This window comes from Balneolales bacterium ANBcel1, from assembly GCA_029688905.1.
Lineage (GTDB): Bacteria > Bacteroidota > Rhodothermia > Balneolales > Natronogracilivirgulaceae > SLLW01.
This window is the reverse complement of record JARULB010000008.1, coordinates 35828-60930: the sequence shown is the minus strand read 5'-3', so window position 1 is coordinate 60930 and position 25103 is coordinate 35828. Positions and strand designations below refer to the sequence as shown.

The window sequence follows — 25103 nt, the reverse complement described above, 5'->3', positions numbered from 1 at the left end:
TCGGATTGCAGCTACCTATACGTTACGAGAATCACGCCCGGTTAGTATCCGGCGAAAAGATAACAATCACAAATCATTCAGAGTGCCGTTCCAGCCTACTGCTGGTTTTTCAGGCGGACCCTCAAGGCGGATCACTTCATGATTGGGGTCATGTTCCAGGTAGAGAGAGGTGTTGTCGCGGATGCACCGGCCGAGGATACGAACTTTCTCTTCCATGGTCTGAATCGGACGCATGTCGAAGCCCATCACCCAGGGCAGCGGGAGGTGGGCGGCGGTCGGCATTAAATCGGCGGCAAAAAGGAGTTTTCTGTCGCCGTCGTTGAGCAGCGGTAGCTGCTGGCCGGAGGTGTGGCCATGGACGACCTCAGTCCCGAATCCCGGTTCGTATATATGGTGGTCATCGATGAAATGGAGCAGACCGGATGCGGCGAGAGGCTCGATATTTTCCGGCAGGAAGCTGGCTTTTTCCCTGGCATTGGGGTGCTGAACCGAGTCCCACTGCTTTTGATGCACCCAGTGGCGGGCTTCGGGGAAGTGGGGTATGGCCCGGCCGTGCTCATCCCGCGAAACAGCGCCCCCGCAGTGGTCGAAATGCATGTGTGTGAAAACGACATCGGTGACATCTGAGCGGTTGAATCCGTGAAAGGCAAGGGATTGATCCAGAGAGTAATCCGAAAAATCGAGCCCGTAGATGGCACTGAACTTTTTATCGAACTTGTGTCCGGGTCCCGTGTCGATCAGGTAGAGTCTTTGGGTTGACCGCGAGTGCACCAGCAGGCAGCGGGCCGTGAGCGGGATGCGGTTCTGTTCATCGCTCTCGAAACGCCTGGACCAGAGCACTTTGGGCACTACACCGAAAATGGCGCCGCCATCCAGGCGAAAACGTCCGGTTTCGATGGTGAACAGCCGGAAATTTCCAAAATCGGCTGACGAAAGAGATCTCATAACTTCTGCAACAGATCATTCAGAAATACACGGACCTGCTTGAGGTCGCGGGTCAATTCCACCGGCAGCTCACCGGAATCCTGCTTATCTTTCCGGTGGTTTCTAAGACGCTGCAATTCCTTGCGAGCTCCTGCCGTAGAATATTTTTTCTCTTGTATGAGGTCTTTGAGCACAAGGATGGTCTGGATATCCAGTTCTGTGTAGGTCCGCTTGCCGGCGCGGTTTTTGGCCGGAGCCAGTTCACGAAAAAGCGACTCCCAGTAACGCAGAACATGCGGCTCCACGTCGGTAAGCCGGGAAGCTTCACCTATGGAGTAGTAGAGTTTTTTCATGTGATTGCTTCCGGAGGTTTCATTTTCTGGATAATTGTATTTACTATAACGCTCATAATACCAAAATAAAAGCAAGAAATTTTGACGAATAACAGGACCGTAAACAGGGCAGAGGTATCGGTCGTTGTTCCCCTGTTGAATGAAGTGGATTCTCTCGGGGAGCTTGTCGGCCGCATCGGGGATGCGCTTTCCCCGAAGTGGACGTATGAAATCATTCTGGTGGATGACGGGTCCGATGACGGATCGTGGGAGAAAATTGCGGAGCTGACGGGCCAATCCGACCGGGTTCGTGGTATCCGGTTCCGCCGGAACTACGGCAAGAGCGCAGCGCTGCAGCAGGGTTTTCTGCTGGCGTCGGGTAAGTATGTCGCAACGATGGACGCCGATCTGCAGGATGATCCTGCCGAGATTCCGGAAATGATCCGCATGATTGAGGAGCAGAACCTGGATCTGGTGAGCGGTTGGAAAAAGAAGCGATACGACCCCATCAGCAAAACCATACCCTCCTGCTTCTTCAATTATGTGACATCGCTGACTACCGGCATCAAACTTCACGATTTCAACTGTGGCCTCAAGGTTTACCGCGCCGAGGTGGTCGGGCATCTCACCCTGTATGGAGAGCTGCACAGGTATATTCCGTATCTGGCCAAGCAGGAAGGCTTTGAGCGAATCGGGGAGAAGGTCGTTCAGCACCATCCGCGCAAATTCGGAGAGTCCAAATTCGGTTTGTCCCGGTTTATAAAGGGATTCCTCGATCTGGTTACGCTGCTGTTCCTCGGCCATTACATGAAGCGTCCCATGCATTTTTTCGGCGGAGTCGGGACGCTGTTCCTGATCATCGGCGGGGCGATCACCCTCTACCTTACGGTCATGCGCCTGTTTTTTGAAGTCTATCTTTCGGGCCGCCCGCTGTTCCTGTTCGGCATTCTCTTCCTGCTGCTTGGGGTGCAGTTTTTCTCTGTTGGTTTTCTCGGTGAAATCCTGAACCAGAACCGGGCCGGCAACAAAGGCGATCCGGTGAACATCCAGGATATCGCCGGTTTTGATGAAACCAACGAGATCGATCGATCTGTCCCGCCCGCCGGCAATTCCGATACCGAAGGTACCGGGAGGCCATGAGTAAAATCGCATACGACCCGACAAAAGACCGCTTTGCCGCCTGGATCCGTCGGTCACGTTCTCTCCGAACCCTCTTCTACCGGTTGCTGGATATGTTTTTTCTTAGGAGCTGGTATGTGCGATCGGCGGTTCGCGCGCAGTTCCGCGCCGGCCTTTCGCGCCGTGAACGGGTGGATATCCTCGACGCCGGGAGTGGTTTTGGTCAGTACGACCGGTTTCTACTCACATCATTTCCCAACGCGGTGGTCCATGCCGCAGATATCAAGGAAGATTACCTGGACGATTGCCGGTACTATTTCAGGGACGCGATTGCATCGGGCCGGATCCGGTTTGATGCCGTTGATCTGGTGACGCAGGAGCTGCCCGCCGAATCGTATGATTTGGCTCTTTGTGTGGATGTGCTTGAGCATATTGAAGATGACATCGGTGTGATGAAGCGGATTCGCAAGGCTCTGAAACCCGGCGGGATGTTTGTGATGCATTCTCCGTCCCACTACTCCGAAGAGGATGCCGGCGAGGATGAGTTCTTTGTGGATGAGCACGCCAGGGCCGGCTATTCCCGTGAGGAACTGCTGGAAAAACTAATGGCTTCGGGCCTGGAGCCGGTGTCGGTCCGGTACACCTACGGGAAGTGGGGGCACCGCGCCTGGGTGATGCTGATCAAGTATCCCATGTTGTGGTTCACCCGTTTCGGGATGAAGACCATGTTCTGGCTCCCGTTTTACTACGCGGTTACGCTGCTGCCCGGCCTGGCCATGATGGCGGTCGACGGGCGAAGGGAAAACCCCCGTGGGACCGGGATCATTGGAGTTTCGAGCAAGAGGTGATGAAACCGGGCCATGCCGCTCAGGAAATCGACCGCTTGCCGGTCCGCTCGGTGAATTGAATCAGGAATATGTTCCCCGTCGCGGGATGAAGCGAAAGCACCTTTCCGGCTGACAGCCATCCGCCATAAAAAAAGCCCGGCTTCTGAACAGAAACCGGGCTTGATGGTACCGCGTACGGGATTCGAACCCGTGCTACCGCCGTGAAAGGGCGGCGTCCTAGACCCCTAGACGAACGCGGCATCACTGCTATGAAAAGGGAGCCCAATGGGATTTGAACCCACGGCCTCCAGGGCCACAACCTGGCGCTCTAACCAACTGAGCTATGGGCTCCGTGATCGACATCGGATGGTACCGCGTACGGGATTCGAACCCGTGCTACCGCCGTGAAAGGGCGGCGTCCTAGGCCTCTAGACGAACGCGGCATAAACATCGAAGCTGATTGAGTGAGGCGACAGGCGGATTCGAACCGCCGTACGAGGTTTTGCAGACCTCTGCCTAGCCACTCGGCCATGTCGCCAAAAAAAACGGTTGTTGTACGCCCGACAGGACTCGAACCTGTAACCTACTGCTTAGAAGGCAGTTGCTCTATCCGGTTGAGCTACGGGCGCCTGTCTGACTGCGGGCTCGTATTTTGCTGCATGGCATCACCGGCTTCATATCGACGATATCACCCGAAAATCATTGCTCCGGGCACATCTCCCATGGCCGGAATCAGCTGCCCTGTAATCTGCCATGAGCGCATTGTGTATCCATGAATGATGTCGGGGCGACAGGATTTGAACCTGCGACCCTCTGCTCCCAAAGCAGATGCGCTACCGGGCTGCGCTACGCCCCGATCATTGATTTCAACCGAATGAGTTCAACTTGCGATGTCGATCGCTTTTATCATCAAGAACAAAGAACACGCAGAGTATGGTTTTATTATTGCAATCTCTGCTTTTGCAAAGACTGTAAATATAATGGAAATCCAGATGCAAATCAATCATGCATGGGTGTAAAAAAACGGATGATTGTGATTGACCTGGCTGCATTGCATCGCTGCGGTTGCCGGAGCGTGCGAATTTATGGCTGAGCAATGAATTTGGGGTATCTGCGGCTTGGGTAGTTTATTTACGGAGAACCGAAATGGTTGCATGCGGCGGGGACAAATGTCAATCCGGAAGTTTCGAGGTGTCCGGTCGGACAGGCAGTTGCAACCGGGCGGCCACACAGGCAAACAGGGAACCGCGGGTTGGGGCGTCCGGGAAGCCTGGGGCGGGGAGTGATGGCCGGGAATACAACCCACACGCATTGTGGATAACGGAACCCCGACGATCAGCGGTAGAAGTTTTTTTCAAATGCCCGCGCGTCGGTGCGGCCCAGGATGTGGATAATCACCAGCGCGTGAAGCAGTCCGGTTCCGTAACCGGAGAGCTGAAAAAGTGCCGCAGGCGGAACCAGGAGTGCGGATACAAGATGTCGGGTCTTCCGCCATCCATCCAGAAAAAGCAACAGGCAGAACAGCGCCGGGGGAAGCCAGAGCCAGCCGCCGGCAACCGGCAGCGACAGAAAAGCCGCCGCCAGATAGAGCACAAACAGGGAGGGCATCCAGTGGACGGCCTTCATCGTGCCGGGATGGCGCTTGTTCAGCACGACACGGGCCATGCCGGAGTTATAAACCTGCTTGAAAAACTTTTTGAGATCGGTTCGCCGTTTGTGATAGACCCAGGCCCTGTCCAGGAGTGCCGTACGATACCCGGCCGCGATCAGTCGCATGCTCAGATCCAGATCCTCTCCAAACCGCAGCGAAGAAAAACCGTCTACGGCATCAAAGGCGCTTTTCCGGATACCCATGTTGAAGCTCCGGGGATAGTAGCGGTCGAGTTGTTTGCGGCCGCCGCGGATTCCGCCGGTTGTAAGAAAGGAGGTCATGGCATAGTCAATCGCCTTCTGCGTGGGGGTGAAGTCGTCTGAAGCGCGATCGGGTCCGCCGAACACATCAACATTCCCATTGGAAAGGCCCTGCTCCACGGCGTCCATGTATCCGGGCGGGATGATGCAGTCGGAATCGAAGAAAATCAGCCATTCCCCTCTGGCCATGCCGGCACCGGTGTTTCGCGCTCCTCCCGGCCCCCGGTTATCCTGATACAGATAGCGTATGTCCGGTGTGTCCCGGCTGTTGCGGCAAACCTCTCCCGAACGTTCTTCCGATCCGTCATCCACAACAATCACTTCTGTCCGGCTCATGACTTCCGCAGGGGCAGCAGCAAGACTTTCGAGCAGCTCGCTCAATTCACCCGGACGGTTGTAGACTGGAATGATAATGGAATATCGTATGGTCATTGACGCCGCATTTTCAGTATTTTAGGTACGCGGGTTAGCAGCCTGCCGGCACCGGTGTCCCGCCGCTTCATCACATGGCACCGCACGTTCTGATGATAAGGCATTGTCATATATATTACCCGAAAAACAACACCTGATTTCATGGTTTTCACCCTGCGCATCCTCGTTTTTTCGCTCTTTCTTTCCGCGGTGTTACCTGTCGGCTTCTCCCTGGCCCAGGATATCCAGTTTTCCTTTACTCCGGAGACGGCGAATTTTGCGCCGGACCGGTTTCGGATGGATATTTTTCGGGATGATGGTGAGACCCGAAGTGCCCGGTTTACCGCCAACGAAGTGATTTTCGGAGACGGTTCGTCCATGATCGCCGGAGCGCATCAGTACTCGGTAAGCGCGAACCGCGCCTATGTGGGCGCCCTGTTTATACGCGGCGGACAGGTTTCCGTCGAGATATATCGCAGTGACGGCGATCTGGTGAACAGGATTGCCCCACTAGCTGACCACGACTCCAACGACCCGTCCATTCGACTCTATATGCAGAATGACGGCAGCTTCATATACCAGGACAATATCGCCGGTTTTACCTTTTATGATGAGCGCGGCGCGGAGGTGTTCCGGGCATCCAACAGCTCCGGAAGTGTGGACGGGGAGACAATTTCGACCTATTCGACTCCGGATTACGCGAGGGTCTCGTATGTGATCAACCCGGAGATTTATGACGGCGACCTGGTGCGTTCCCGCGTCCAGAAGATGGATATGCCGGGTGAGCCCGAACCGGTAATCTCATTGCCCGGGATGGCAATCCGTGAGGTTGTACCTCATCCCGCCGGACGAATGCTCGTTATCCTGGCGCAAGATGCCGAAACCGGTACCGATCGCGGTTACGTGACCTCGTTTCAGGGACAGTTGCTGGCGGAACTGGATTACGAAGAGAATGAAATCCGCGAACTTGTTCTGAGTGATGATGGCCGTTTTGTGACAGCACGTGCGTCGGGCAGAGTGCTGGTCCATCGGGTGATAGACGGTGAGCGCCTTGGGAGTGCCAGCTTTTCGGAGACCGTGCTTGTGGCGGCCTACATGCCGGACGGGATTCTCTCGGTGTTGACAGGCCGCAGATCCGCCGACGGTCAGCTGGAGAACCTGAGAGGCCACATGATCGATATTGAACAGCGCAGAGTGGTTCGCGAAACGACAACCCGGACCGTCTACACTTCGGAGTTGTTCCCGCTCAGATTCATGTACGTATCGTCCGGCACCTACCGGCTGGAGGGCACAAACCGGGGTCTTGAGATTCGGCACGGGCTGTAATATCACCGCACGGTGCCTCAGCGTTTAGGGAAACTCCGCAACAGATTAGGGACAATCCGCAACGGCGGCTCATTCAGTTCTTGTTCTGCGATATGTTTTGCGACGGCTTGCCGTTGCTTTCGCCCTGCCGGGTTTCTTCGTTTTCGGAGTTAACGTCCGTGGCGAGGTTATCGGGATCTTTCCATTCGAAGAGGAGTCCGTCGCGGGCATTGTTCATTTTGATGCGAATAGTGGATCCGCTTCTTTTTTCAGCCCCCAGAATTTCCTCGGCAAGCGGGTCTTCCACATAGCGCTGGATGGCGCGTTTAAGCGGCCGCGCACCGAATTTCTGGTCAAATCCTTTGTCGGTGAGGAACTCTTTGGCGCCTTTGGTAATGTCCACTTTGAACCCGAGGCTTTCAATCCTTTCAAAAAGTTCATTGGCCATATTGTCGATGATCTGGAAAATGTCATTCCTCTCGAGCGGCTTGAAGACAATGACATCGTCGACGCGGTTCAGGAACTCCGGATTGAATACCTTGTTAAGGGCGTCCTGGATAGTGGACTTCATTTTGGAATAGTCGGAGGCGCCGTCGCCGTCGGCAAAACCGATACCGCGACCCATGTTCTTGATGTCACGGGCCCCGATGTTGGATGTCATGATAATAATGGTGTTCCGGAAGTCGACTTTACGGCCAAGGCTGTCGGTCAGGATACCGTCATCCAGCACCTGAAGCAGCAGATTGAACACATCCGGGTGTGCCTTTTCGATTTCATCCAGCAGTACGACACTGTAGGGCTTGCGCCTGACCTTCTCGGTGAGGATACCACCCTCTTCGTAGCCGACATAGCCCGGAGGGGCTCCGATCAGGCGGGAAACCGAGAATTTTTCCATGTACTCACTCATGTCGATGCGAATGAGGGAATCAATGGAGTCGAAAAGGTATTTCGACATGATTTTGGCCAGCTCGGTTTTACCGACTCCGGTGGGACCCAGAAAGATGAATGAGCCGATGGGCCGCGACGGATCCTTCAGTCCGGCGCGCGTCCGCTGTATGGCCTTGCTCAGCTTGAGGATCGCCTCCTCCTGGCCGATCACATGCGCGGAGAGTTCCTCCTTCATTTTTAGCAGTTTCTGGCCTTCGCTCTGAGCGATTTTGTTCACCGGAATACCGGTCATCATGGCAACAACGGTGGCTACATCCTCTTCCTCGACGTTGTAGATGATCTTTTCCGACTCTTTCTCCCATTCGCGCTGGGCATGTTCCAGTTCCTCGATCAGCCGTTTTTCGTTGTCGCGAAGCCGGGCGGCATCTTCAAAACGCTGCTTCTTGACCATATTGTTTTTCTCGGCGCTGGTGATTTCGATCTCTTCCTCCAGCTTTACGATATGCTCGGGAACCGTGATGTTCGACAGGTGCACACGGGCGCCGGCCTCATCCAGGGCGTCGATGGCTTTGTCGGGCAGGAACCGGTCGGTGATGTAGCGGTCGGTCATGGTGACGCAGGCGGCCAGGGCCTCTTCGGAATACCGGACACTGTGGTGTTTTTCGTATTTGCCCTTGATCTGGTTCAGAATCGTAGTGGTCTCTTCAGCAGAAGTGGCATCCACCATGATTTTCTGGAACCTTCGCTCCAGGGCACCGTCCTTTTCGATGTACTGCCGGTACTCGTTGAGCGTGGTGGCGCCGATAGCCTGCACATCACCTCTGGCAAGTGCCGGCTTGAGCATGTTGGATGCGTCCAGCGAACCGCTGGCCCCGCCAGCTCCCACGATGGTGTGAAGCTCGTCAATGAAAAGGATGATATCGGGAATCTTCTCCAGCTCGTTCATGATCGCCTTCATCCTTTCCTCAAACTGGCCGCGGTATTTGGTGCCTGCGACCAGCGCGGCGAGGTCGAGCGCGATCACTCTTTTGTCGTAGAGAACGCGGGATACCTTTCGTTGCATGATGCGCAATGCAAGGCCCTCGGCAATGGCCGTTTTGCCGACACCCGGTTCACCGATAAGGACCGGATTGTTCTTTTTCCGGCGGCTGAGTACCTGCGCCACGCGTTCGATTTCTTTCTCACGGCCGACGATGGGATCCAGCTTGTCCTCTTCGGCCAGTTTGGTAAGATCGCGACCAAAATTGTCAAGGACGGGAGTTTTTGTCTTTTCCATTTTTCGTTCTCTTGCACTTCCGGATGAAGATTTCGGATTATCTGAAGTCGGTGATTCGCTGGCTCTGGGCCGGGATGTTTCCGATCGGGATGCGTGGCCGGAGACAATCAAATCCAGATCCTCCCTGACCGCATCGTAAGTAACATTGAACTGCTGAAGGATCTGGGCGGCGATATTCTCGTCGTCCCGCAACAGGGACAGCAAAAGATGCTCGGTTCCGATCGTGTCACTTTTGTAGAGCTTGGCCTCCAGATAGGTGATGCGGAGCACTTTTTCGGCCTGTTTGGTGAGCGGGATGTTCCCGACAGTGACAGCGGCACCGGTTCCGCGGACCGTCTCCTCGATGGTTTTCTTGAGTTTGTACAGGTCGCAGCGGAGGTTCTTGAGTATTTTTATGGCGACACCGTCTCCGAGACGCAGAATTCCGAGAATGAGATGTTCGGTTCCGATATAGTCGTGGCCGAGCCGTAACGCTTCCTCCCGGCTGAACTGAATGACATCGCGAACCCTGTTAGAAAAATTGCCTTCCATAAAAACGTATAGCTGATGTGATTAACCGTGAACAAACTCTTGTCCGGAGACGTAATTGAAAACCGTGGAGCGGATTTAAACGTTCAGAACAAAAAACGAATGTAGCCCCGCCTTAGTGTAAATGCAAGGATTTGCTCAGTAATAATTCCGGGCAGGAAAGCAGATCTTCTTCTCGATCAGCAGGGGTAGTAATGGAAGAAAAGACGGGTTCCTCAGCGCCGGCGGAGCAACCAATGGGACGGTCTCCACGACCCGGTTTCAGCATGCCTCAAAGCCGGCCTCGGCCGCATCCTCCATCCGGCCGAAAGCGTTCCCGGTTATATACCGGTTCATGGCGAATCCGGTGCGGGAAGCCTTGCACAGACGCCTGTTCCGAAACATGCTCTGATCCACATGTAGTTTCCGTAGCCAATCGTGGTCACGGAATGCCACGGCGTTTCTTTCGAATTGACGGAGGAGGTACAGCGGACCAGAACCTCCGTTTAACGGGCCCTGCAAGGGGTTCAGAAAAGGGGTTTACCGGTCATTTCATCAGGCTGGGAAATTCCCATCAGCTTAAGCAGTGAAGGAGCAACATCGGCCAGAATGCCGTCTTCGGGGGTGGAAATACCCGGCTCATTCAGCACGATAAACGGCACCTTGCTGGTTGTGTGCGCTGTATGCGGACTCCCGTCTTTCTCTTTCATGATGTCGGCGTTGCCATGGTCGGCGATCACTATGATCTTGTATCCTTTCTCCGTGGCGGCTTCAACCACTTTTTTGAGGCAGGTATCAACCGTTTCAACGGCTTTGACGGTGGCATCGAAATCGCCTGTATGCCCCACCATGTCCGGGTTGGCATAGTTGAGAATGATCATTTCATACTGCTCGCCGTTAATCAGCTTGACCAGCTCTTCGGTGAGTTCCGGGGCGCTCATTTCGGGTTGGTGATCGTAGGTGGGAACCTTCGGACTCGGAACCATTTTCCGGTCTTCACCCTTGTTCGGTTCCTCCACGCCGCCGTTGAAAAAATAGGTTACGTGCGGATATTTCTCCGTTTCGGCGATTCGGAGCTGTTTCATGCCATTTGCTGCGATCACTTCCCCAAGGGTATTGGTCATGGAAATAGGGGGGTAGGCGACATGCACATTCTTGTATCGCTTGTCGTATTGTGTGAAACAGACATAGTGGAGGTTAAGGCCGGATTCCACCGGAAAGTCATCAAATTCCGTTTCGGTGAGGGCGGTTGTGATCTGGCGCGCCCGGTCGCCGCGGATGTTGTAGAAAACCACCGGGTCGTTTTTGCCGAGGCGGGATTCAGGAGAATCATCCAGTACAAGTGGTTTGATGAATTCGTCGGTGACGCCATCCTCATACGATTTTTTGACGGCTTCGACCGGATCGTCGGCTTTCTCACCTTTTCCGTGGACAAGCAGGTCGTAGGCCAGCTGGGTCCGTTCCCAGCGGCGGTCACGGTCCATGGCGTAATAGCGTCCAACCACAGAAGCGATTTTGCCCACACCCGCCTTTTTGCTCTCTTCCAGAAACGTTTCGACATATCTGGCTCCGCCGTGGGGGGAGGTGTCGCGGCCGTCGGTGAAGGCATGGACGAAAACGTTTTCGATGCCTTGCTGCTGGAAGAAGCGGAGAAGAGCGAACAGGTGATTATTGTGGCTGTGCACTCCGCCATCCGAGAAGAGTCCCATGATGTGTACTTTGCCGGATTTCTTTGCCTGTTCGGCAGCGGACAGAAGCGCCTCGTTGGCAAAAAAGCCACCGTCTTCAATATCCTTGTTTACCCGGGTTAGTTCCTGCCAAACGATGCGTCCCGCACCGATATTCAGGTGGCCGACTTCGGAGTTGCCGAACTGACCTTCGGGGAGCCCGACATCCAGGCCGGACGCACTGAGTTTCGAATTGGGTTCATTTTCAATCAGGGAATCCACGAAAGGAGTATGCGCTTTCTTGATGGCACTTGCGGAATCGTCTTCAGGGAGTCCGTAACCGTCAAGAATTGCGAGCAGGGCTTTGGCCATGGGAAAATAGTTTTTAGAGTCTGGGTGTGTCTGTGGCAACCAAATACAGGGACACACAAAAAGAGAAGTGAAAGCCAGGGGAGCCGGCAGGTGCCTGGTCCCCTGAAGAATCATTCGTCAGGAATAATTCAGATGATATTCGAATCCGGGCCAGGGGGAGTGGCCGGATCAGAGATCATTACCCGAGGTTGTTCACGTGCCGAACCAGCCTTGACTTTTTGTTGGCAGCGTTGTTTTTGTGGACAAGCCCCTTGCAGGCAAGACGATCGATGTAGGAAACGGCATCAACAAGCAGCGCCTGTGCCTGTTCTTTGTCGCCGGCCTCGAACACCTTGCGGCTTAACGTTCTCATTTTGGATCGCTTGTCACGGTTGGCAAGACGACGCTTTGCGGATTGGCGAACACGTTTTTCTGCTGATTTATGTTGCGGCATGATCTGTTCTTAAAACTTTCGTTGGTTTCGAAATGATAAAAATTAGATAGACCTCAAATTTATGATTATGTCCAGCTATTTACAAGAATGTTTTGCAAAAAAAAAAGATATCGCATAAATTACCGGACATTTTGAAAAGTTGTGGCGTAAGGAAATCGGAACAAATCATTGATCATAGTCATAGATGGGCCGGCAGGTGCCGGTAAAAGTACAACCGCCAGGGAAATCGCCCGTCAGACCGGGTTTGATTATGTTGACAGCGGTGCCATCTATCGCGGGCTTACCTATCTCTTCACGGTATGCGGCAATGACCAATTCGAGTTTCTGGAAAAGATACAAAGCCACGGACTGCGATTTGATTTCAAGGGTACCGAGGCCCGGGTTTTCAACAGAGGAAGAGAAATAACCCGCGATATTCGGTCCGGTGTAATTAATGACCATGTGAGCAGGGTTGCGGCCATGCCGGAAGTAAGGGAAGTCGTTCGAGGCATCCTGCGCGAAGAATCCGGGAACCGCAACGTAGTTCTGGAAGGAAGGGATCTCGGCACGGATGTATTTCCGGATGCCGACCTCAAATTTTTTCTGACTGCCGACCAGAAAGCGCGCGCCCGGCGCAGATACGATGAAAGCATCGAAAAGGGCGAGAGTGTCACATATGAAGAAGTGTTGCAAAATGTTGAAAAGCGGGACCGGATCGATTCCACCCGTGCCGTCGCGCCTCTTAAAAAGGCGGATGATGCCATTGAAATCGATTCAACGTCCATGACGTTTGACGAGCAGGTCACAAGAATTATGGAACATATCCGTAGTAAAAGGACAGGCTCGGGCGACAATCTAACGATATAAACCGAAACATAAACCCCAATCCCCTGGTTGTTGGCACATAATACAATAACCGGGAGGCTAACTGAAACCAGGTAAAGTTACATGACCGATGAAGTAAAAAAGGATCAAAAAATCGAAGAAGCTCCTGAAAATATCAAACCGGCTGAAGAACAGGCGGAAAAAGCAGCAGCGAGCAATGAAGATGAGGTGAAAGAGACGGCCGCTGAGAAAAAAGATACGGCTGCAGAAAAAGCGGATGACACTGCCACTGAAAAGGAGACGGAAGAGATAAAGAGCGCGGAAGAAGAGGGCGCCGGCGAAAAAGCCGATGCAGAAGAGGCGCAAAAGGATGTTGAGGAAGCTCCGGAAGAAGCAGGCGGTGTTGAAGAAACTGCCGGTGAAGAACCCGAACTCACTGAACAGCAGAGCGAACCGGAGGCCGAAGAGTTAGATGAATCCAGCATCCCCACCTTCAGCGGTCTGGTTGGAGACAAGGTGTATAATCTGGATGAATTGCAGGAAGCTTCCGAAGAATACGATGATGACCAGTTCAATCAGATGGTCAAAATGTATGAAGGAACCCTGACCTCCTTCACCGAAAAAGAGATTGTTACCGGCCGGGTCCTTTCAGTCGACGAGAAATATGTAATAGTCGATATCGGTTTTAAGTCCGAGGGCATTGTCCCTATTAATGAATTCAAGGATCCCGAGAACCTGAACATCGGTGATGAAGTAGAAGTTTTCCTTGACAAGGTTGAAGACCGGGACGGCCAGCTGGTGCTTTCGCGCCGCAAAGCGGACTCCCTCCGTACATGGCAGGATATTGAAGAGGCCCACAACACCGAAAAAATCATTGAGGGCTATATCAAGCGCCGTATCAAAGGTGGAATGGTGGTGGACATCCACGGTATTGACGCCTTCCTTCCCGGATCTCAGATTGACGTGCGCCCGGTACGCGATTTTGACGCCTATGTCGGAAGAACCATGGAGTTCATGGTGGTCAAACTGAATATGTCCAGTGAAAATGTGGTGGTTTCACACCGCGCCCTGGTTGAGTCCGACCTGGAAGAGCAGCGTGAGCAAATACTTGCCAGCATGGAGCCCGGACAAATTCTGGAAGGTGTGGTTAAAAACATCACCGACTTTGGTGTGTTTATCGACCTTGGCGGAGTGGACGGACTGCTGCACATCACCGACCTCTCATGGGGACGCGTGGAGCATCCCTCCGAAATCGTACGCCTTGACCAGCGTCTTAACGTGGTCGTTCTTGAATTTGATGAGGAGCGAAAGCGGATATCACTCGGCCTCAAGCAACTCCAGCCTCACCCCTGGGACGAGATTGACAGCAAGTATCCCGAAAACGTCCAGGTGCAGGGTAAAGTGGTCTCCATTGCCGATTATGGCGCGTTCATTGAACTGGAGAAGGGCGTAGAAGGCCTGGTCCACATCAGTGAAATGTCTTGGACCCAGCACATCAAGCACCCTTCACAGCTGGTCGAAAAGAACCAGGTTATCGAGTGCGTAGTGCTGAACATCAACAAGGACGAACGCAAGGTGTCCCTTGGTGTCAAGCAGCTGCAATCGGATCCGTGGGAAGATCTTCTGGAGCGATATCCGGTTGGTTCCAGGCACAAAGGAGTGGTCCGGAACCTCACCAACTTCGGTGTCTTCGTGGAACTGGAGCCCGGAATCGACGGACTGGTACATATTTCCGATATGAGCTGGACCGAAAAAGTGAATCACCCGAGCGAAATCGTCAACAAGGGCGAAGAGCTGGAAGTGGTTATTCTCTCCGTTGACTTTGACAACCGCCGAATTTCACTTGGCCACAAGCAGGTACAGCAGAATCCCTGGGAGAAATATGCTGTGGAATATGCCGTAGGCAATGAAGTGGAAATAACGGTAACAAAAGTCACTGACAAGGGAGTTTTCGGTCAGCTGCCGCTCGGCGTTGAGGCGTTCATGCCGGCGCGTGAAGCTGAAAACGGCGACTCGCTGAAAGAGTCCTATAAAGAGGATGAAACCGTCAAGGTGGTCGTTACCGATTTTGATGAAAACAACAAAAGTATTGTTGTCAGTCAAAACAAGATCGGCCAGATGGATGAAGCCAAACAGAAAGCTTCCGCCAAGGGTAAAAAGAAGGAAGCTCAGGCCGAGCCTGCCGCTTCAGGAAAGTTGACTCTGGGAGAAATGTCGGGGCTCAAGGACCTGAAGGAGAGGCTGCAGAAGAAGGAAGAAGAGTCAGGAAATGAAGACACCAAAGAGTAACTTCTGACCGTTAGCTTCTTCGGAATCTACATTAAAGGAGGTATGGCGATAGTGCCGTACCTCCATTTTTTTGGACAATCACCCAAAAAATATGCCTGGTACAGTGTCACAAGCAGCTTCGGTTTCCGATACGTATGAACATCTCAGCAAACTGCTTGACAAGATTGTTCCGGAATCCGAAATACGCGTGAAAGCGGAAATTGCCTTTGAGATCAACAGGCTGAAAAAGGAGAAAAACGCGGTTATCCTGGGGCACAATTACATGGAACCCGCGCTCTTTTACAGTATCCCCGATCATGTGGGCGACTCATTGGGTCTGGCCAGGATTGCTGCCGAATCCGATGCTAAACGCATCGTGTTCTGCGGTGTACGCTTCATGGCGGAAACCGCCAAAATTTTGAATCCGGACCGCATGGTGCTGCTTCCCGCCGAAGTGGCCGGGTGTTCGCTTGCCGCCAGTATTACGGCGCAGGATGTCCGCGATCTCAAAGCCCGATACCCGGGAATCCCTGTGGTCACCTATATCAATACCTACGCCGATGTGAAGGCCGAAACCGATGTATGCTGCACTTCAAGCAATGCATCCGATATTGTGAGCAAGCTTGACAGCGATTCGGTGATCTGTCTTCCGGATGAATTTCTGGCAAAAAACATCGCAAATGAAACCGGGAAGAAGGTAATCTATCCGGGAAGCGACCGCTCGGGGCACAACGATATGGTAGTATGGGACGGACGCTGTGAAGTACATGACAAGTTTACGGTCGCGGATATTGATAATGCCCGCAGGCAGTTTCCCGATACCGTTGTTGTGGCACATCCGGAGTGTTCGCCGGAAGTGGTGCAGGCGGCGGACTATAGCGGATCAACCACGGCCATGGTCCGTTTTGTGCGCGAATCGGACGCCGAGCGATTTCTCATTCTCACGGAATGTGCCATGGGGGATAATATCGCGGCAGAGAACCCGGACAAGGAGATGCTCCGGATGTGCAGCATACGCTGCCCGCATATGAATGAAATAACACTCGAGGATACGCTGCGGTCGTTGAGGGAGGATGTGTATCAGATAGAAGTTGAGGAGAGCATCCGGGTACGTGCCAAAAAATCCCTGGACCGCATGCTGGAAATGAGCTGATATTCCCGGGCTGATGAAGCGGATAGCCCGTTCTGCGGGACACTTCTCCGCACGCCTGGTGACGCGCCTATCTTTATAAGTCTTTATACAAAAAAGCCTTCCGTTACATACAGAAGGCTTTTTTTTGTCACGTTGACTCTGGTCTATTTTTCCTTGTAGAAAAACACTTTTCCGTTTACGGTATCCTTGCCGCTTTTGATTTTGGCACCGGACTCCCTGTTGTATGTGTATACAACATTTCTCATGGAGTTAAGCTCTTTTTCATTGTTGAAGGTCACTTCCAGGGCATCTCCACCAGGCTCCAGTTTGTTAAGTGCGTCAATAAGAGGTCTGAACTTTGAGGAGCTCTTTTTGGTGATGCGTACATCGTTGCGGGGGACAAATTTCAATTTCATGGTAATGGGATTTGTTTAATTGTATATAAATTGCCCTTATAAAATAGCTATAATATCATAGTAATGTCAACGACTGTACATATACATATATTATGGTACCTGGATGTTTTTTAATATGGTTTCTATAATGTTATCTGTTTGTATTTCTTCAGCCTCTGCTTCATAAGTTAAAACAATACGGTGTCGAAGAACATCGTACGCGATGGATCGAACATCTTCGGGAGTTACGTAGGCTCTGTGCTGGCAAAAGGCTACGGCTTTTGATGCCAGGTTTAAATTAATGGTGCCTCTGGGAGATGCACCATATTCAATCAATCCGTCAACAGCGGTTATATCATATTTTTCGGGATACCGTGTAGCCATTATAATATCAACGATATACTGCTCCACACGCTCATCCATGTAAATCTCATTTATTACCTGGCGGGCATCAAGAATGGTTTGGGGCTTGACGACTCTTTTCGGCGTCGTTTTCTCACCTGTGCGCGCCATCCGGCGCATGATCTCCAGTTCGTCTTCTCCGGAGGGGTAATCGACTTTGATTTTCAACATGAATCGGTCTACCTGGGCTTCGGGGAGCGGATATGTACCCTCCTGCTCGATAGGGTTCTGCGTTGCGAGCACAAGAAACGGGCTGTCGAGCTTGTAGGTAGATTCGCCAATGGTTACCTGGCGTTCCTGCATCGCCTCGAGCAGGGCGCTCTGTACCTTGGCAGGTGAGCGGTTTATTTCATCCGCCAAAATTATATTAGAAAATATCGGTCCCTTTTTTACCGAAAAATCACCGGTTTTCTGATTGAAGATCAGGGTTCCGATCAGATCTGCGGGAAGCAGGTCCGGGGTGAACTGGATGCGCTGAAACCCGGTGTCAATCACCTGCGCCAGGCTGGATACAGTAAGAGTTTTGGCCAGGCCCGGTACTCCCTCGAGCAAAACGTGTCCGTCAGCAAGCAAACCGGTAAGCAGCTGGTCAATCATGGGCCGCTGGCCAATGACAACCTTTTCCAGCTCCTGATGAATTTCATTGATAAACGCGCTTGAGACCTCGATTCTTTCTGTAAGGGCCTGCATATCCGGATTGCAACGACTCATGTTCTGCAGTGTTTTGGATTCGTTAAAAATTCTCGTGATTGAAGGAAAAAAAGCGGACGTGGATACAAAGATTTTGTAAATTCATGACCGAATTTACAAAAAAACAGAGAGATCCCTTCGAATTGATTCGATCCGTTTCCTTTTTGTTTCCGGATGGCCGGATGTAAATCTCAATATTTCCCTATATTTGACAACTAAGAGGTTGAAGACACAAGGATTTTTGGGTACCTTGATGCTCATTTTTCAATTGCGGTAACCTATGGAGATTTACTTCTTTATCCTGTTCGCCACATTGGCAGTCGCATCTGCGGTCGGAATGATCCTCAGCAGGGATACGGTCAACAGCGCCCTGTTTCTGGTGCTTAATCTGGTTTCTGTAGCCGGAATTTTTCTTTTGCTTAAAGCACAGTTTCTGGCAGTCATTCAGGTGCTGGTTTATGGCGGGGCCATCATGGTGCTGTTCCTTTTCGTCATCATGCTGCTCAACCTCAACAGTGAAGAGAACATGCTGAGCCGCTTCAGTGTGAAATATGCCGTGGCATTTTTTCTGGGGGTTATCATTCTCTCGATGCTGGTTTATGCCATTGCCAGTGCTACCGGAACCCTTCCCTACATTTCTCCGGAGATGGAACAGGTTGGCACGGTTGAGGCCCTGGGGGATGCCCTGTACACCACCTACATGCTGCCGGTTCTGGCTACAGCTGTCCTGCTCACCGCCGCCGTGGTCGGTGCGATTCTGCTTGCTCAACGAAAATACAGAAAGGTTAAATGATAGAACTTGACTGGTACCTCGGCTTGTCCGCAGTGCTGTTTACCATCGGCGTCATCGGTGTTCTTACCCGTAAAAACGCCATCGTTATCTTCATGTGTGCCGAACTGATGCTGAACTCGGTTAACCTCACCCTGGTCTCATTCAGCGCCCAGCTCGGTGATGTACACGGACAGATACTCGTTTTTTTCTCCCTCTGTGTAGCCGCCGCCGAAGCTGCCGTAGGGCTGGCCATCATCATCGCCATATTTCGCAATCATCTGACCGTGGACATCACGAAAATAAACCTGCTCAGATGGTAAACCGAACACAGGGCTGTGGTGTTGCTTTTTCCAACGCCCCGGTTTCGCCGGACCATAAACGCTAATAACTGGTAACTGTTTAACTACATGGACGCATACGTTCATCTTGTTCCCTGGATCGTTCTTATTCCGCTTGCGGGGTTTCTCCTAAATGGCATTGCCGGGCTTGCCTCCGAGAACTACCGGACGAGAGAATCGTTCATAGGAACGGTATCCACGCTGGCCGTATTCATCCCGTTTGTCCTGGCCGCCTATCTCTTTATCATGATGCAGGGCGATAGTGAAAGCGCCAGTATCAGCCTGTTTACCTGGATTGAGGCCGGGGATTTTTCGACGGATATCGGCTATCGCCTCGACCAGCTATCCCTGCTCATGACGCTGGTCGTAACCGGAGTCGGTGCACTTATCCATTTTTACTCCATCGGATACATGGCAGGAGATGAAGGGTACTGGAAGTTTTTTGCTTTCATGAACCTGTTTATCTTCGCCATGCTGAATCTGGTGCTGGCCGACAATATGCTGCTGTTGTTTCTCGGCTGGGAAGGCGTCGGCCTCTGCTCCTATCTGCTGATCGGGTTCTGGTACACCGACATGGCCAAATCCGATGCCGCGAAAAAGGCTTTTCTCTACAACCGGGTAGGAGATTTTGCCTTCCTGATTGCCATGTTCATGATTTTCCAGACCATCGGCTCCCTCAGGTTCGAGGATATCCTCGCCGGAACCGCGCTGTTTTCAACAGACCAGGTCTTTCTGATCGGCTTTTTGATATTGATTGGAGCCACCGGTAAAAGCGCACAGATTCCGCTTTTCGTCTGGCTGCCCGATGCCATGGCGGGACCGACATCCGTATCCGCCCTTATCCATGCCGCTACCATGGTTACCTCCGGAATCTATGTGATTTCCCGTCTGTCGCCACTGTATATGCAGTCGCCCGAACTGATGCTGGTGGTGGCCGTGATCGGAGCTTTTACCGCTATTGTCGCCGCAACCATCGCCCTGACACGCTACGACATCAAGGCTGTTCTTGCCTATTCCACAGTTTCGCAGCTGGGCTTCATGTTCCTGGCTCTTGGCTCAGGAGCTTATGTGGCTGCCATGTTCCATGTTGTCACCCATGCCTTCTTCAAAGCCTGTCTGTTTCTGGGTTCCGGTTCCGTGATTCATGCCATGCACCATGTGGAGCACAAACTGCATGAAGAGGGAAAGGAGGCTCATTTCGACCCGCAGGATATGCGCTTCATGGGAGGCCTGAAGGAATACCTCCCGTCAACCTATAAGACGTTTCTGATTGCCACGATAGCTATTGCCGGTATTCCGCCTCTGGCCGGTTTCTTCTCCAAGGATGAAATCCTTGTGATGACATTCAACGCCGGGATGGGTGAATACGGCGCCGTTTACATAGGCCTTTGGGCGGTGGCGCTTGTCACGGCTTTCCTGACTGCCTTTTACATGTTCCGTCTCACACTGGGTATCTTTCACGGGAAATTCCGTCTGCCCGAGAAGGTACCGCAAGCCGCCGGAGCCGATAAGCTACTGCATGAAAGCCCGTTTACCATGACATCGGTACTCTGGGTCCTGGCAGGCCTCTCCGTGGTGGGCGGATTTATAGGAATTCCGAATTTTGTTGTGGCCACGTTCACGGGAACGGCCGATGTCAACCTGCTTTCCAACTGGCTCGACAGGGTCACTCTGGATGCCGACCTTATCCTCAGCAAGCAGGTCGAGTGGATGCTGCTGTTCGGTTCGGTTGTGATTGCTTTAGCCGGAGTCTTTGTCGCTTTCATGCTTTACGGTGAGAAAGAGCCGGAAAGCCAGGACCGGCGAATCGCCACCAGGCTGGGGGCGCTGTATCAGGTCTGGAACGACAAATATCTGCTGGATGAGATCTATGAAGGCGCCATTGTCAGGCCGACGGTGCGTGTCTCGGACCGGGTACTTGCCGTGTTCGACATGAAGATCATCGACGGATTTGTGAATTTTGTCGGCTCTGTGGTCCAGTTCGCCGGCAGCCTGCTTCGCTATTTTCAGACCGGTCTGGTGCAGTCTTATGCCTATGGCATAGTCCTTGGAGTCATTCTCGTTGTTGCCATGCTGCTGTTCCGATAATTTTTCAATGTTGTGTACATGGAGTTACTGCTAAATATCGTCATCTACCTGCCCCTGTTCGGGGCGTTGCTGCTGCTTGTAATCAGGCAGGAGGAGTGGGTCAAATGGACCAGCCTGCTGGTGACCACAGCCACCTTTGCACTGTCACTTCCGCTGCTCTTCCAATTTGACATCACCGCAGCAGGAACTGTGCAGTATATGACCGTTTCTGAACCGTTTCTCGGTGACTGGGACGTCAAATATATGATGGGCCTGGACGGCTTGAGCATGCTGCTGTTCATGCTGACTACCTTCATGGCGCCCATTGTGGTGCTTTCGGCGTGGCGATCGGTCACCAAGCACGTGGCGGGCTTTTTTTCCATGCTCCTTATACTCCAGACCGGATCGCTCGGCGTTTTCGCGGCCATGGATCTGTTCATGTTCTACATCTTCTTCGAACTGACCCAGATCCCCATGTTTTTCCTGATCGGTATCTGGGGAGGCTCCGACCGTATCTACGCCACCGTCAAGTTTTTTATCTATACGCTGGTAGGATGGCTGCTGATGCTTGTCGCATTGATCTATTTAGGGTACGCCGCCGGAAATATGGTCAATGACGGCGTGTTTACCACTGACTGGCGGCTACTGACCGACCCCGCCTTCCAGCTCGGACTGGTGGAACAGACCTGGCTCTTTCTGGCTTTCGGCTTCGCATTCTGCATCAAGGTTCCCATCTTCCCCTTTCACAGCTGGCTTCCCTTGGCTCATACCGAGGCGCCGACCGCCGGGTCTGTGGTGCTTGCAGCCATCGCCCTGAAAATGGGTACCTACGCCGTCATGCGTTTCCTCATTCCGCTTTTCCCGAATGCCGCGATCGCGTTCGCGCCCATGTTCGCGGTGCTGGGTGTGATCGGCATCATCTACGGAGCGCTGGTCGCCATGGTGCAAAAAGATATCAAAAAGCTGGTGGCGTACTCTTCTATCAGTCACCTCGGATTCGTGGTGCTGGGAATGTTTGCCTTCAATACGACCGGGGCGCAGGGAGCCATCATCCAGATGGTCAACCACGGCCTTTCCACCGGAGCGCTCTTTATCATTGTGGGCATGCTCTATGAGCGGCGCCATACGCGGATGATCGCGGACTTCGGCGGGATCGCCACGAAAATGCCGGTATTTACGGTGATGTTCATGATGGCTACGCTGGCTTCCATCGGACTGCCCGGTCTGAACGGCTTTGTAGGCGAGTTTCTGATTCTGGTAGGGGCGTTCAGCTCGGATGTGCTGGGTTCGTACTGGTATGCCGTCATCGGTGCTCTTGGGGTCATTCTGGCGGCGGCCTATATGCTCTGGATGTTCCAGCGGGTTATGTTCGGCCCCATCACCAACGAAGCAAACAACAATCTGACCGACATAAACGCACGCGAGATCGCGGTCCTTGTTCCGTTGATGATCTTTATTGTCTGGATTGGAATCCGGCCCGGCGATTTCACGAAATACTCGGAAGTGGAAGTTACCCGGCTACTGGATGATACCCGCGAACGGGCGGAGCTAGTAGCGCGAAATGCGACACAGTCCGACCTGCCGGGATGGGCGCAACATCTCTATGATGTGACTCCGCAGTATGCCGTAATTCTGGAAGAAGAAAAAAAGGAGGTGACACAATGAACCAGGCTCTTGATGCTGCACAAATAGAAAAAGAACTGGATGCGCTGGACGGCTGGTATGTAGAGGGCGAAAAGCTTACCAGGGAATTCTCCTTTGCCGGATTCCGGGAAGCACTCTCCTTCCTGGTCAGAATCTCTTTCGAGGCCGAGGAAATGGGACACCATCCCGAAATTTTCAATGTCTACAAGGATGTTCGGATTCAGCTGGCAACCCACGATGCCGGCGGAAAAATTACCGGCAAGGATATCGAACTGGCGAAACGAATCGACGCGATTTAAACATAATTCATGGAATCTGCTAACGAACTATTGACCATTCTGCCGCTCATAATCATAGGGGCCGCCGGCCTGCTGGTTATGATGCTGGATGCATTTACGGAGAATCCGCGCCTGTCGTACGGTACCACGGTGCTTCTTTCCATCCTCGCCCTCGGTGTGGCCATTTACGACCTGTTCGGACCCACAGGTACCTCCTTTTACGAACTGATCACGTACGGGGGAACCGCTGCATTCGGCGCGGTCCTGGTCATGACCGGCACCCTGTTTTCCGTGCTGCTTACACGCGACTATCTGGAGAACATCGGGCATCATATTGCGGAAGTCTATTCCATGATTTTGTTTGCAGCGTTCGGGATGTTGCTGCTGGTGCAGTCAAACAATCTGGTTACCCTTTTTCTGGGTATCGAAACCATGTCCATTTCTCTCTATGTGCTGGCCGGACTGGTGAAAGGGGAGAAGAAGAGCATAGAAGCGGCGCTGAAGTATTTTCTGCTGGGAGCCTTTGCCACCGGTTTTCTGCTTTATGGAATCGCGTTGCTCTATGGGGCTTCCGGTTCAACATTCCTGGTGGATATCGCCGCCGTCGAAAACAAGGGTCTCATCTACTGGGCCGGTGTGGCGTTGCTGCTGGTCGGCTTTTTCTTCAAGATATCGGCCGTGCCCTTCCACATGTGGACGCCCGATGTCTATCACGGAGCGCCGACGACCATCACGGCCTTCATGGCTACCGCTTCCAAATCGGCGGCAATCGTGGCTTTTGTACTGGTGTTGAGCCGGGCACTCCCCGAAGCCCGGACCGAGTGGGCGGATGTGATCTGGGTCTTTGCCATCCTTACCATGGTTGTTGGAAATGTGCTGGCGCTGGTCCAGGATAATGTAAAACGGATGCTGGCCTACTCCAGCATCGCCCATGCGGGTTACATAATGATCGGTCTGGCGGCCGGAACCCCCGCCGCTTACAGCGCGGTACTGTTCTACCTGTTTGCATACACGCTAATGAATGTCGGTGCCTTTGGAATAGTCGCCTATATGGAATGGCACAAAGGGCAGGATTTCACAGAGATCAAGAGTTACTCCGGCCTCGGCTTTCAGCAGCCGGTTATGGGAGTGATGATGTCCATCTTTCTCTTCTCCATGGTGGGCATTCCGCCATTTGCAGGTTTTATTGGAAAGTACCGCGTTTTTGCCGCTGCCATTGATGAGGGACTGATCAGTCTGGTCATCGTCGGTGTGCTTGCAAGCGCCGCCTCGGTGTATTATTACCTTCGTGTGATGGTCTATCTTTACATGAAGGAGAATGAAACCGGTACCGTGCTCACCCGGCCGGGTGTGGTTTACACGGGAGCGTTGCTGCTGCTGGCTGCCATGACAATCTATTTCGGTATTAATCCGGGCGGCCTGGTCGATCTTCTCGGCAGCTTCAAGGGAGCTTCCTATTAGCAGTCAGCCGGAAGCGATGGAGGTTTCTGCAGCTCGCCAGTGAACCTGTTCCGCTGAATCCATGAACCGGGCTTGACGGGGCATACGGAACGGCTGAAAAAGCGGATCAGTTGTAATAAAAAGGGATAATATTTACAAAAACTGATCGCTATGGGAGTTATCGAAATTATTCAAACCACTGTTCTGTATTTGCTGATCACCATCGCGGGTATCTTTGTAATTGTGAATCCGCTGACAACCGCGTTTGCCTTCATGTCGCTTACAACGCGCATGAAAGAGGAGCGAAAAAGAGAGCTGGCCCTGCGCGCCACGAAAATATCCACCGGCCTCTTTTTTATTTTTGCCTTGCTGGGCGGTGTGATCTTTCAGTTGTTCGGAATTACGCTGGCCGCTTTCCGTATTGCCGGAGGAATCATCCTGTTCGGAATTGCGATGGGGATGATCCGCAGCAAAGGAGAAGATGAGAGAAAACAAACCAAGCCCGAAGGAGAGATCGCGGACGATATTTCTGTTATTCCGCTGGCGATTCCGTTCATCAGCGGCCCGGGGTCCATTGCCACCGTAATGATTCTCACCAGCGAGGCGCCGAGCATCTACCATACGGGCCTGGTGTTTGTGGCGGTACTTGTGACCACCATCACCTGCTATTACTCCATGATCTATTCCAGGGTGATCGTACGCTACCTCGGTGACAGCGGGAAGCAGATTGTCACCAAGGTATTCGGACTTATTCTGGCGGTTATCTCCGTACAGTTTGTGATCAATGGCGCAGCCAATGTCCTGGTGGACTTCGGAATCTTCGATATTCCCGGAATAGATCCGGGTCCGGGTTTCGAATCCGAATAACCAGCTTGGCCTTTCTGTTCAACCATATCCGAAA

21 protein-coding genes and 6 tRNA genes are annotated in these 25103 nt (G+C 52.7%); 13 read left to right on the top strand and 14 right to left on the bottom strand.

Annotation, left to right across the window (positions count from 1 at the left end; all coding sequences use genetic code 11):
• Positions 1 to 66: 66 nt before the first annotated feature.
• Both QA596_11370 and QA596_11365 read right to left on the bottom strand, forming a co-directional pair.
• The gene (locus QA596_11370; GenBank protein ID MDG5768061.1) at positions 67 to 945 is read right to left on the bottom strand and encodes an MBL fold metallo-hydrolase; all 879 of its coding nucleotides are present in this window, start codon (positions 943 to 945) and stop codon (positions 67 to 69) included.
• Entirely contained in the window at positions 942 to 1277 is a 336-nt protein-coding gene (locus tag QA596_11365) for a MerR family transcriptional regulator (GenBank protein ID MDG5768060.1), read from the bottom strand. Before QA596_11365 ends, QA596_11370 begins: the two co-directional genes overlap by 4 nt.
• A gap of 81 nt (positions 1278 to 1358) precedes the next feature.
• On the opposite strand from QA596_11365, the gene QA596_11360 reads away from it, so the two are divergent.
• Together QA596_11360 and QA596_11355 are read left to right on the top strand one after the other, a co-directional pair.
• The gene (locus tag QA596_11360; GenBank protein MDG5768059.1) at positions 1359 to 2396 is read left to right on the top strand and encodes a glycosyltransferase family 2 protein; all 1038 of its coding nucleotides are present in this window, start codon (positions 1359 to 1361) and stop codon (positions 2394 to 2396) included.
• A complete protein-coding gene (locus QA596_11355) occupies positions 2393 to 3223 on the top strand; it encodes a methyltransferase (GenBank protein MDG5768058.1) in 831 nt (276 codons plus the stop codon). Before QA596_11360 ends, QA596_11355 begins: the two co-directional genes overlap by 4 nt.
• Before the next feature lie 163 nt (positions 3224 to 3386).
• On the opposite strand, the gene QA596_11350 is transcribed toward QA596_11355, so the two are convergent.
• From QA596_11350 to QA596_11320, 7 genes are all read right to left on the bottom strand, one after another.
• A tRNA-Glu gene (locus QA596_11350) sits at positions 3387 to 3462 on the bottom strand.
• 17 nt (positions 3463 to 3479) lie between these two features.
• A tRNA-His gene (locus QA596_11345) sits at positions 3480 to 3553 on the bottom strand.
• 16 nt (positions 3554 to 3569) lie between these two features.
• Positions 3570 to 3645: transfer RNA gene (locus QA596_11340), tRNA-Glu, on the bottom strand.
• A 24-nt stretch (positions 3646 to 3669) separates the two neighbouring features.
• Positions 3670 to 3740 (bottom strand) — tRNA-Cys (locus QA596_11335).
• Between the two features lie 17 nt (positions 3741 to 3757).
• A tRNA-Arg gene (locus QA596_11330) sits at positions 3758 to 3831 on the bottom strand.
• A 153-nt stretch (positions 3832 to 3984) separates the two neighbouring features.
• Positions 3985 to 4058: transfer RNA gene (locus QA596_11325), tRNA-Pro, on the bottom strand.
• 479 nt (positions 4059 to 4537) lie between these two features.
• Entirely contained in the window at positions 4538 to 5545 is a 1008-nt protein-coding gene (locus tag QA596_11320) for a glycosyltransferase (GenBank protein ID MDG5768057.1), read from the bottom strand.
• Positions 5546 to 5686: 141 nt separating this feature from the next.
• On the opposite strand from QA596_11320, the gene QA596_11315 reads away from it, so the two are divergent.
• Positions 5687 to 6850, top strand: a complete 1164-nt coding sequence (locus QA596_11315) for a hypothetical protein (GenBank protein ID MDG5768056.1) — start codon at positions 5687 to 5689, stop codon at positions 6848 to 6850.
• 73 nt (positions 6851 to 6923) lie between these two features.
• Here QA596_11315 and QA596_11310 read toward each other — a convergent pair whose 3' ends face one another.
• From QA596_11310 to rpsT, 3 genes are all read right to left on the bottom strand, one after another.
• The gene (locus QA596_11310) at positions 6924 to 9524 is read right to left on the bottom strand and encodes an ATP-dependent Clp protease ATP-binding subunit (protein ID MDG5768055.1); all 2601 of its coding nucleotides are present in this window, start codon (positions 9522 to 9524) and stop codon (positions 6924 to 6926) included.
• Between the two features lie 503 nt (positions 9525 to 10027).
• The gene (gene gpmI / locus QA596_11305) at positions 10028 to 11539 is read right to left on the bottom strand and encodes a 2,3-bisphosphoglycerate-independent phosphoglycerate mutase (protein ID MDG5768054.1); all 1512 of its coding nucleotides are present in this window, start codon (positions 11537 to 11539) and stop codon (positions 10028 to 10030) included.
• Between the two features lie 178 nt (positions 11540 to 11717).
• Positions 11718 to 11972, bottom strand: coding sequence for a 30S ribosomal protein S20 (gene rpsT / locus QA596_11300; protein MDG5768053.1), 255 nt, complete (start codon positions 11970 to 11972; stop codon positions 11718 to 11720).
• 168 nt (positions 11973 to 12140) lie between these two features.
• Here rpsT and cmk point away from each other — a divergent pair, with 168 nt between their 5' ends.
• The 3 genes from cmk (at position 12141) to nadA (ending at position 16197) form a co-directional block, all read left to right on the top strand.
• Entirely contained in the window at positions 12141 to 12818 is a 678-nt protein-coding gene (gene cmk, locus QA596_11295; GenBank protein MDG5768052.1) for a (d)CMP kinase, read from the top strand.
• Between the two features lie 81 nt (positions 12819 to 12899).
• Entirely contained in the window at positions 12900 to 15065 is a 2166-nt protein-coding gene (rpsA, locus tag QA596_11290) for a 30S ribosomal protein S1 (GenBank protein MDG5768051.1), read from the top strand.
• Between the two features lie 91 nt (positions 15066 to 15156).
• Entirely contained in the window at positions 15157 to 16197 is a 1041-nt protein-coding gene (gene nadA, locus QA596_11285) for a quinolinate synthase NadA (protein MDG5768050.1), read from the top strand.
• A 143-nt stretch (positions 16198 to 16340) separates the two neighbouring features.
• Here nadA and QA596_11280 read toward each other — a convergent pair whose 3' ends face one another.
• Complete coding sequence (locus QA596_11280; protein MDG5768049.1) at positions 16341 to 16592, bottom strand: hypothetical protein; 252 nt, start codon at positions 16590 to 16592, stop codon at positions 16341 to 16343.
• A gap of 90 nt (positions 16593 to 16682) precedes the next feature.
• A complete protein-coding gene (locus tag QA596_11275) occupies positions 16683 to 17684 on the bottom strand; it encodes a MoxR family ATPase (protein ID MDG5768048.1) in 1002 nt (333 codons plus the stop codon).
• Between the two features lie 259 nt (positions 17685 to 17943).
• On the opposite strand from QA596_11275, the gene QA596_11270 reads away from it, so the two are divergent.
• The 7 genes from QA596_11270 (at position 17944) to QA596_11240 (ending at position 25069) form a co-directional block, all read left to right on the top strand.
• Positions 17944 to 18456, top strand: coding sequence for an NADH-quinone oxidoreductase subunit J (locus QA596_11270; GenBank protein ID MDG5768047.1), 513 nt, complete (start codon positions 17944 to 17946; stop codon positions 18454 to 18456).
• Positions 18453 to 18755 (top strand): NADH-quinone oxidoreductase subunit NuoK, encoded by a 303-nt coding sequence (nuoK, locus tag QA596_11265; protein MDG5768046.1) that lies wholly within the window; start codon positions 18453 to 18455, stop codon positions 18753 to 18755. The genes QA596_11270 and nuoK overlap by 4 nt, the downstream gene beginning before the upstream one ends.
• 87 nt (positions 18756 to 18842) lie before the next feature.
• Positions 18843 to 20861: an NADH-quinone oxidoreductase subunit L gene (gene nuoL / locus QA596_11260; protein ID MDG5768045.1), complete on the top strand. Its 2019-nt coding sequence runs from the start codon at positions 18843 to 18845 to the stop codon at positions 20859 to 20861.
• An 18-nt stretch (positions 20862 to 20879) separates the two neighbouring features.
• On the top strand, positions 20880 to 22505 hold the full coding sequence (locus QA596_11255; protein MDG5768044.1) for an NADH-quinone oxidoreductase subunit M: 1626 nt from the start codon (positions 20880 to 20882) through the stop codon (positions 22503 to 22505).
• Positions 22502 to 22783 (top strand): 4a-hydroxytetrahydrobiopterin dehydratase, encoded by a 282-nt coding sequence (locus tag QA596_11250; protein MDG5768043.1) that lies wholly within the window; start codon positions 22502 to 22504, stop codon positions 22781 to 22783. The genes QA596_11255 and QA596_11250 overlap by 4 nt, the downstream gene beginning before the upstream one ends.
• A 9-nt stretch (positions 22784 to 22792) precedes the next feature.
• Positions 22793 to 24223, top strand: a complete 1431-nt coding sequence (locus QA596_11245) for an NADH-quinone oxidoreductase subunit N (protein MDG5768042.1) — start codon at positions 22793 to 22795, stop codon at positions 24221 to 24223.
• A gap of 150 nt (positions 24224 to 24373) precedes the next feature.
• Positions 24374 to 25069 (top strand): MarC family protein, encoded by a 696-nt coding sequence (locus QA596_11240; protein ID MDG5768041.1) that lies wholly within the window; start codon positions 24374 to 24376, stop codon positions 25067 to 25069.
• Positions 25070 to 25103 lie beyond the last annotated feature (34 nt).

What these genes read in the sequence shown, in the direction of transcription:
- QA596_11370 (MDG5768061.1), bottom strand. Translation starts at nt 945, where the DNA reads ATGAGATCTCTTTCGTCAGCCGATTTTGGAAATTTCCGGCTGTTCACC.
- QA596_11365 (MDG5768060.1), bottom strand. Translation starts at nt 1,277, where the DNA reads ATGAAAAAACTCTACTACTCCATAGGTGAAGCTTCCCGGCTTACCGAC.
- QA596_11355 (MDG5768058.1), top strand. Translation starts at nt 2,393, where the DNA reads ATGAGTAAAATCGCATACGACCCGACAAAAGACCGCTTTGCCGCCTGG.
- QA596_11320 (MDG5768057.1), bottom strand. Translation starts at nt 5,545, where the DNA reads ATGACCATACGATATTCCATTATCATTCCAGTCTACAACCGTCCGGGT.
- QA596_11315 (MDG5768056.1), top strand. Translation starts at nt 5,687, where the DNA reads ATGGTTTTCACCCTGCGCATCCTCGTTTTTTCGCTCTTTCTTTCCGCG.
- QA596_11310 (MDG5768055.1), bottom strand. Translation starts at nt 9,524, where the DNA reads ATGGAAGGCAATTTTTCTAACAGGGTTCGCGATGTCATTCAGTTCAGC.
- gpmI (MDG5768054.1), bottom strand. Translation starts at nt 11,539, where the DNA reads ATGGCCAAAGCCCTGCTCGCAATTCTTGACGGTTACGGACTCCCTGAA.
- rpsT (MDG5768053.1), bottom strand. Translation starts at nt 11,972, where the DNA reads ATGCCGCAACATAAATCAGCAGAAAAACGTGTTCGCCAATCCGCAAAG.
- rpsA (MDG5768051.1), top strand. Translation starts at nt 12,900, where the DNA reads ATGACCGATGAAGTAAAAAAGGATCAAAAAATCGAAGAAGCTCCTGAA.
- nadA (MDG5768050.1), top strand. Translation starts at nt 15,157, where the DNA reads ATGCCTGGTACAGTGTCACAAGCAGCTTCGGTTTCCGATACGTATGAA.
- QA596_11280 (MDG5768049.1), bottom strand. Translation starts at nt 16,592, where the DNA reads ATGAAATTGAAATTTGTCCCCCGCAACGATGTACGCATCACCAAAAAG.
- QA596_11275 (MDG5768048.1), bottom strand. Translation starts at nt 17,684, where the DNA reads ATGAGTCGTTGCAATCCGGATATGCAGGCCCTTACAGAAAGAATCGAG.
- QA596_11270 (MDG5768047.1), top strand. Translation starts at nt 17,944, where the DNA reads ATGGAGATTTACTTCTTTATCCTGTTCGCCACATTGGCAGTCGCATCT.
- nuoK (MDG5768046.1), top strand. Translation starts at nt 18,453, where the DNA reads ATGATAGAACTTGACTGGTACCTCGGCTTGTCCGCAGTGCTGTTTACC.
- nuoL (MDG5768045.1), top strand. Translation starts at nt 18,843, where the DNA reads ATGGACGCATACGTTCATCTTGTTCCCTGGATCGTTCTTATTCCGCTT.
- QA596_11255 (MDG5768044.1), top strand. Translation starts at nt 20,880, where the DNA reads ATGGAGTTACTGCTAAATATCGTCATCTACCTGCCCCTGTTCGGGGCG.
- QA596_11250 (MDG5768043.1), top strand. Translation starts at nt 22,502, where the DNA reads ATGAACCAGGCTCTTGATGCTGCACAAATAGAAAAAGAACTGGATGCG.
- QA596_11245 (MDG5768042.1), top strand. Translation starts at nt 22,793, where the DNA reads ATGGAATCTGCTAACGAACTATTGACCATTCTGCCGCTCATAATCATA.
- QA596_11240 (MDG5768041.1), top strand. Translation starts at nt 24,374, where the DNA reads ATGGGAGTTATCGAAATTATTCAAACCACTGTTCTGTATTTGCTGATC.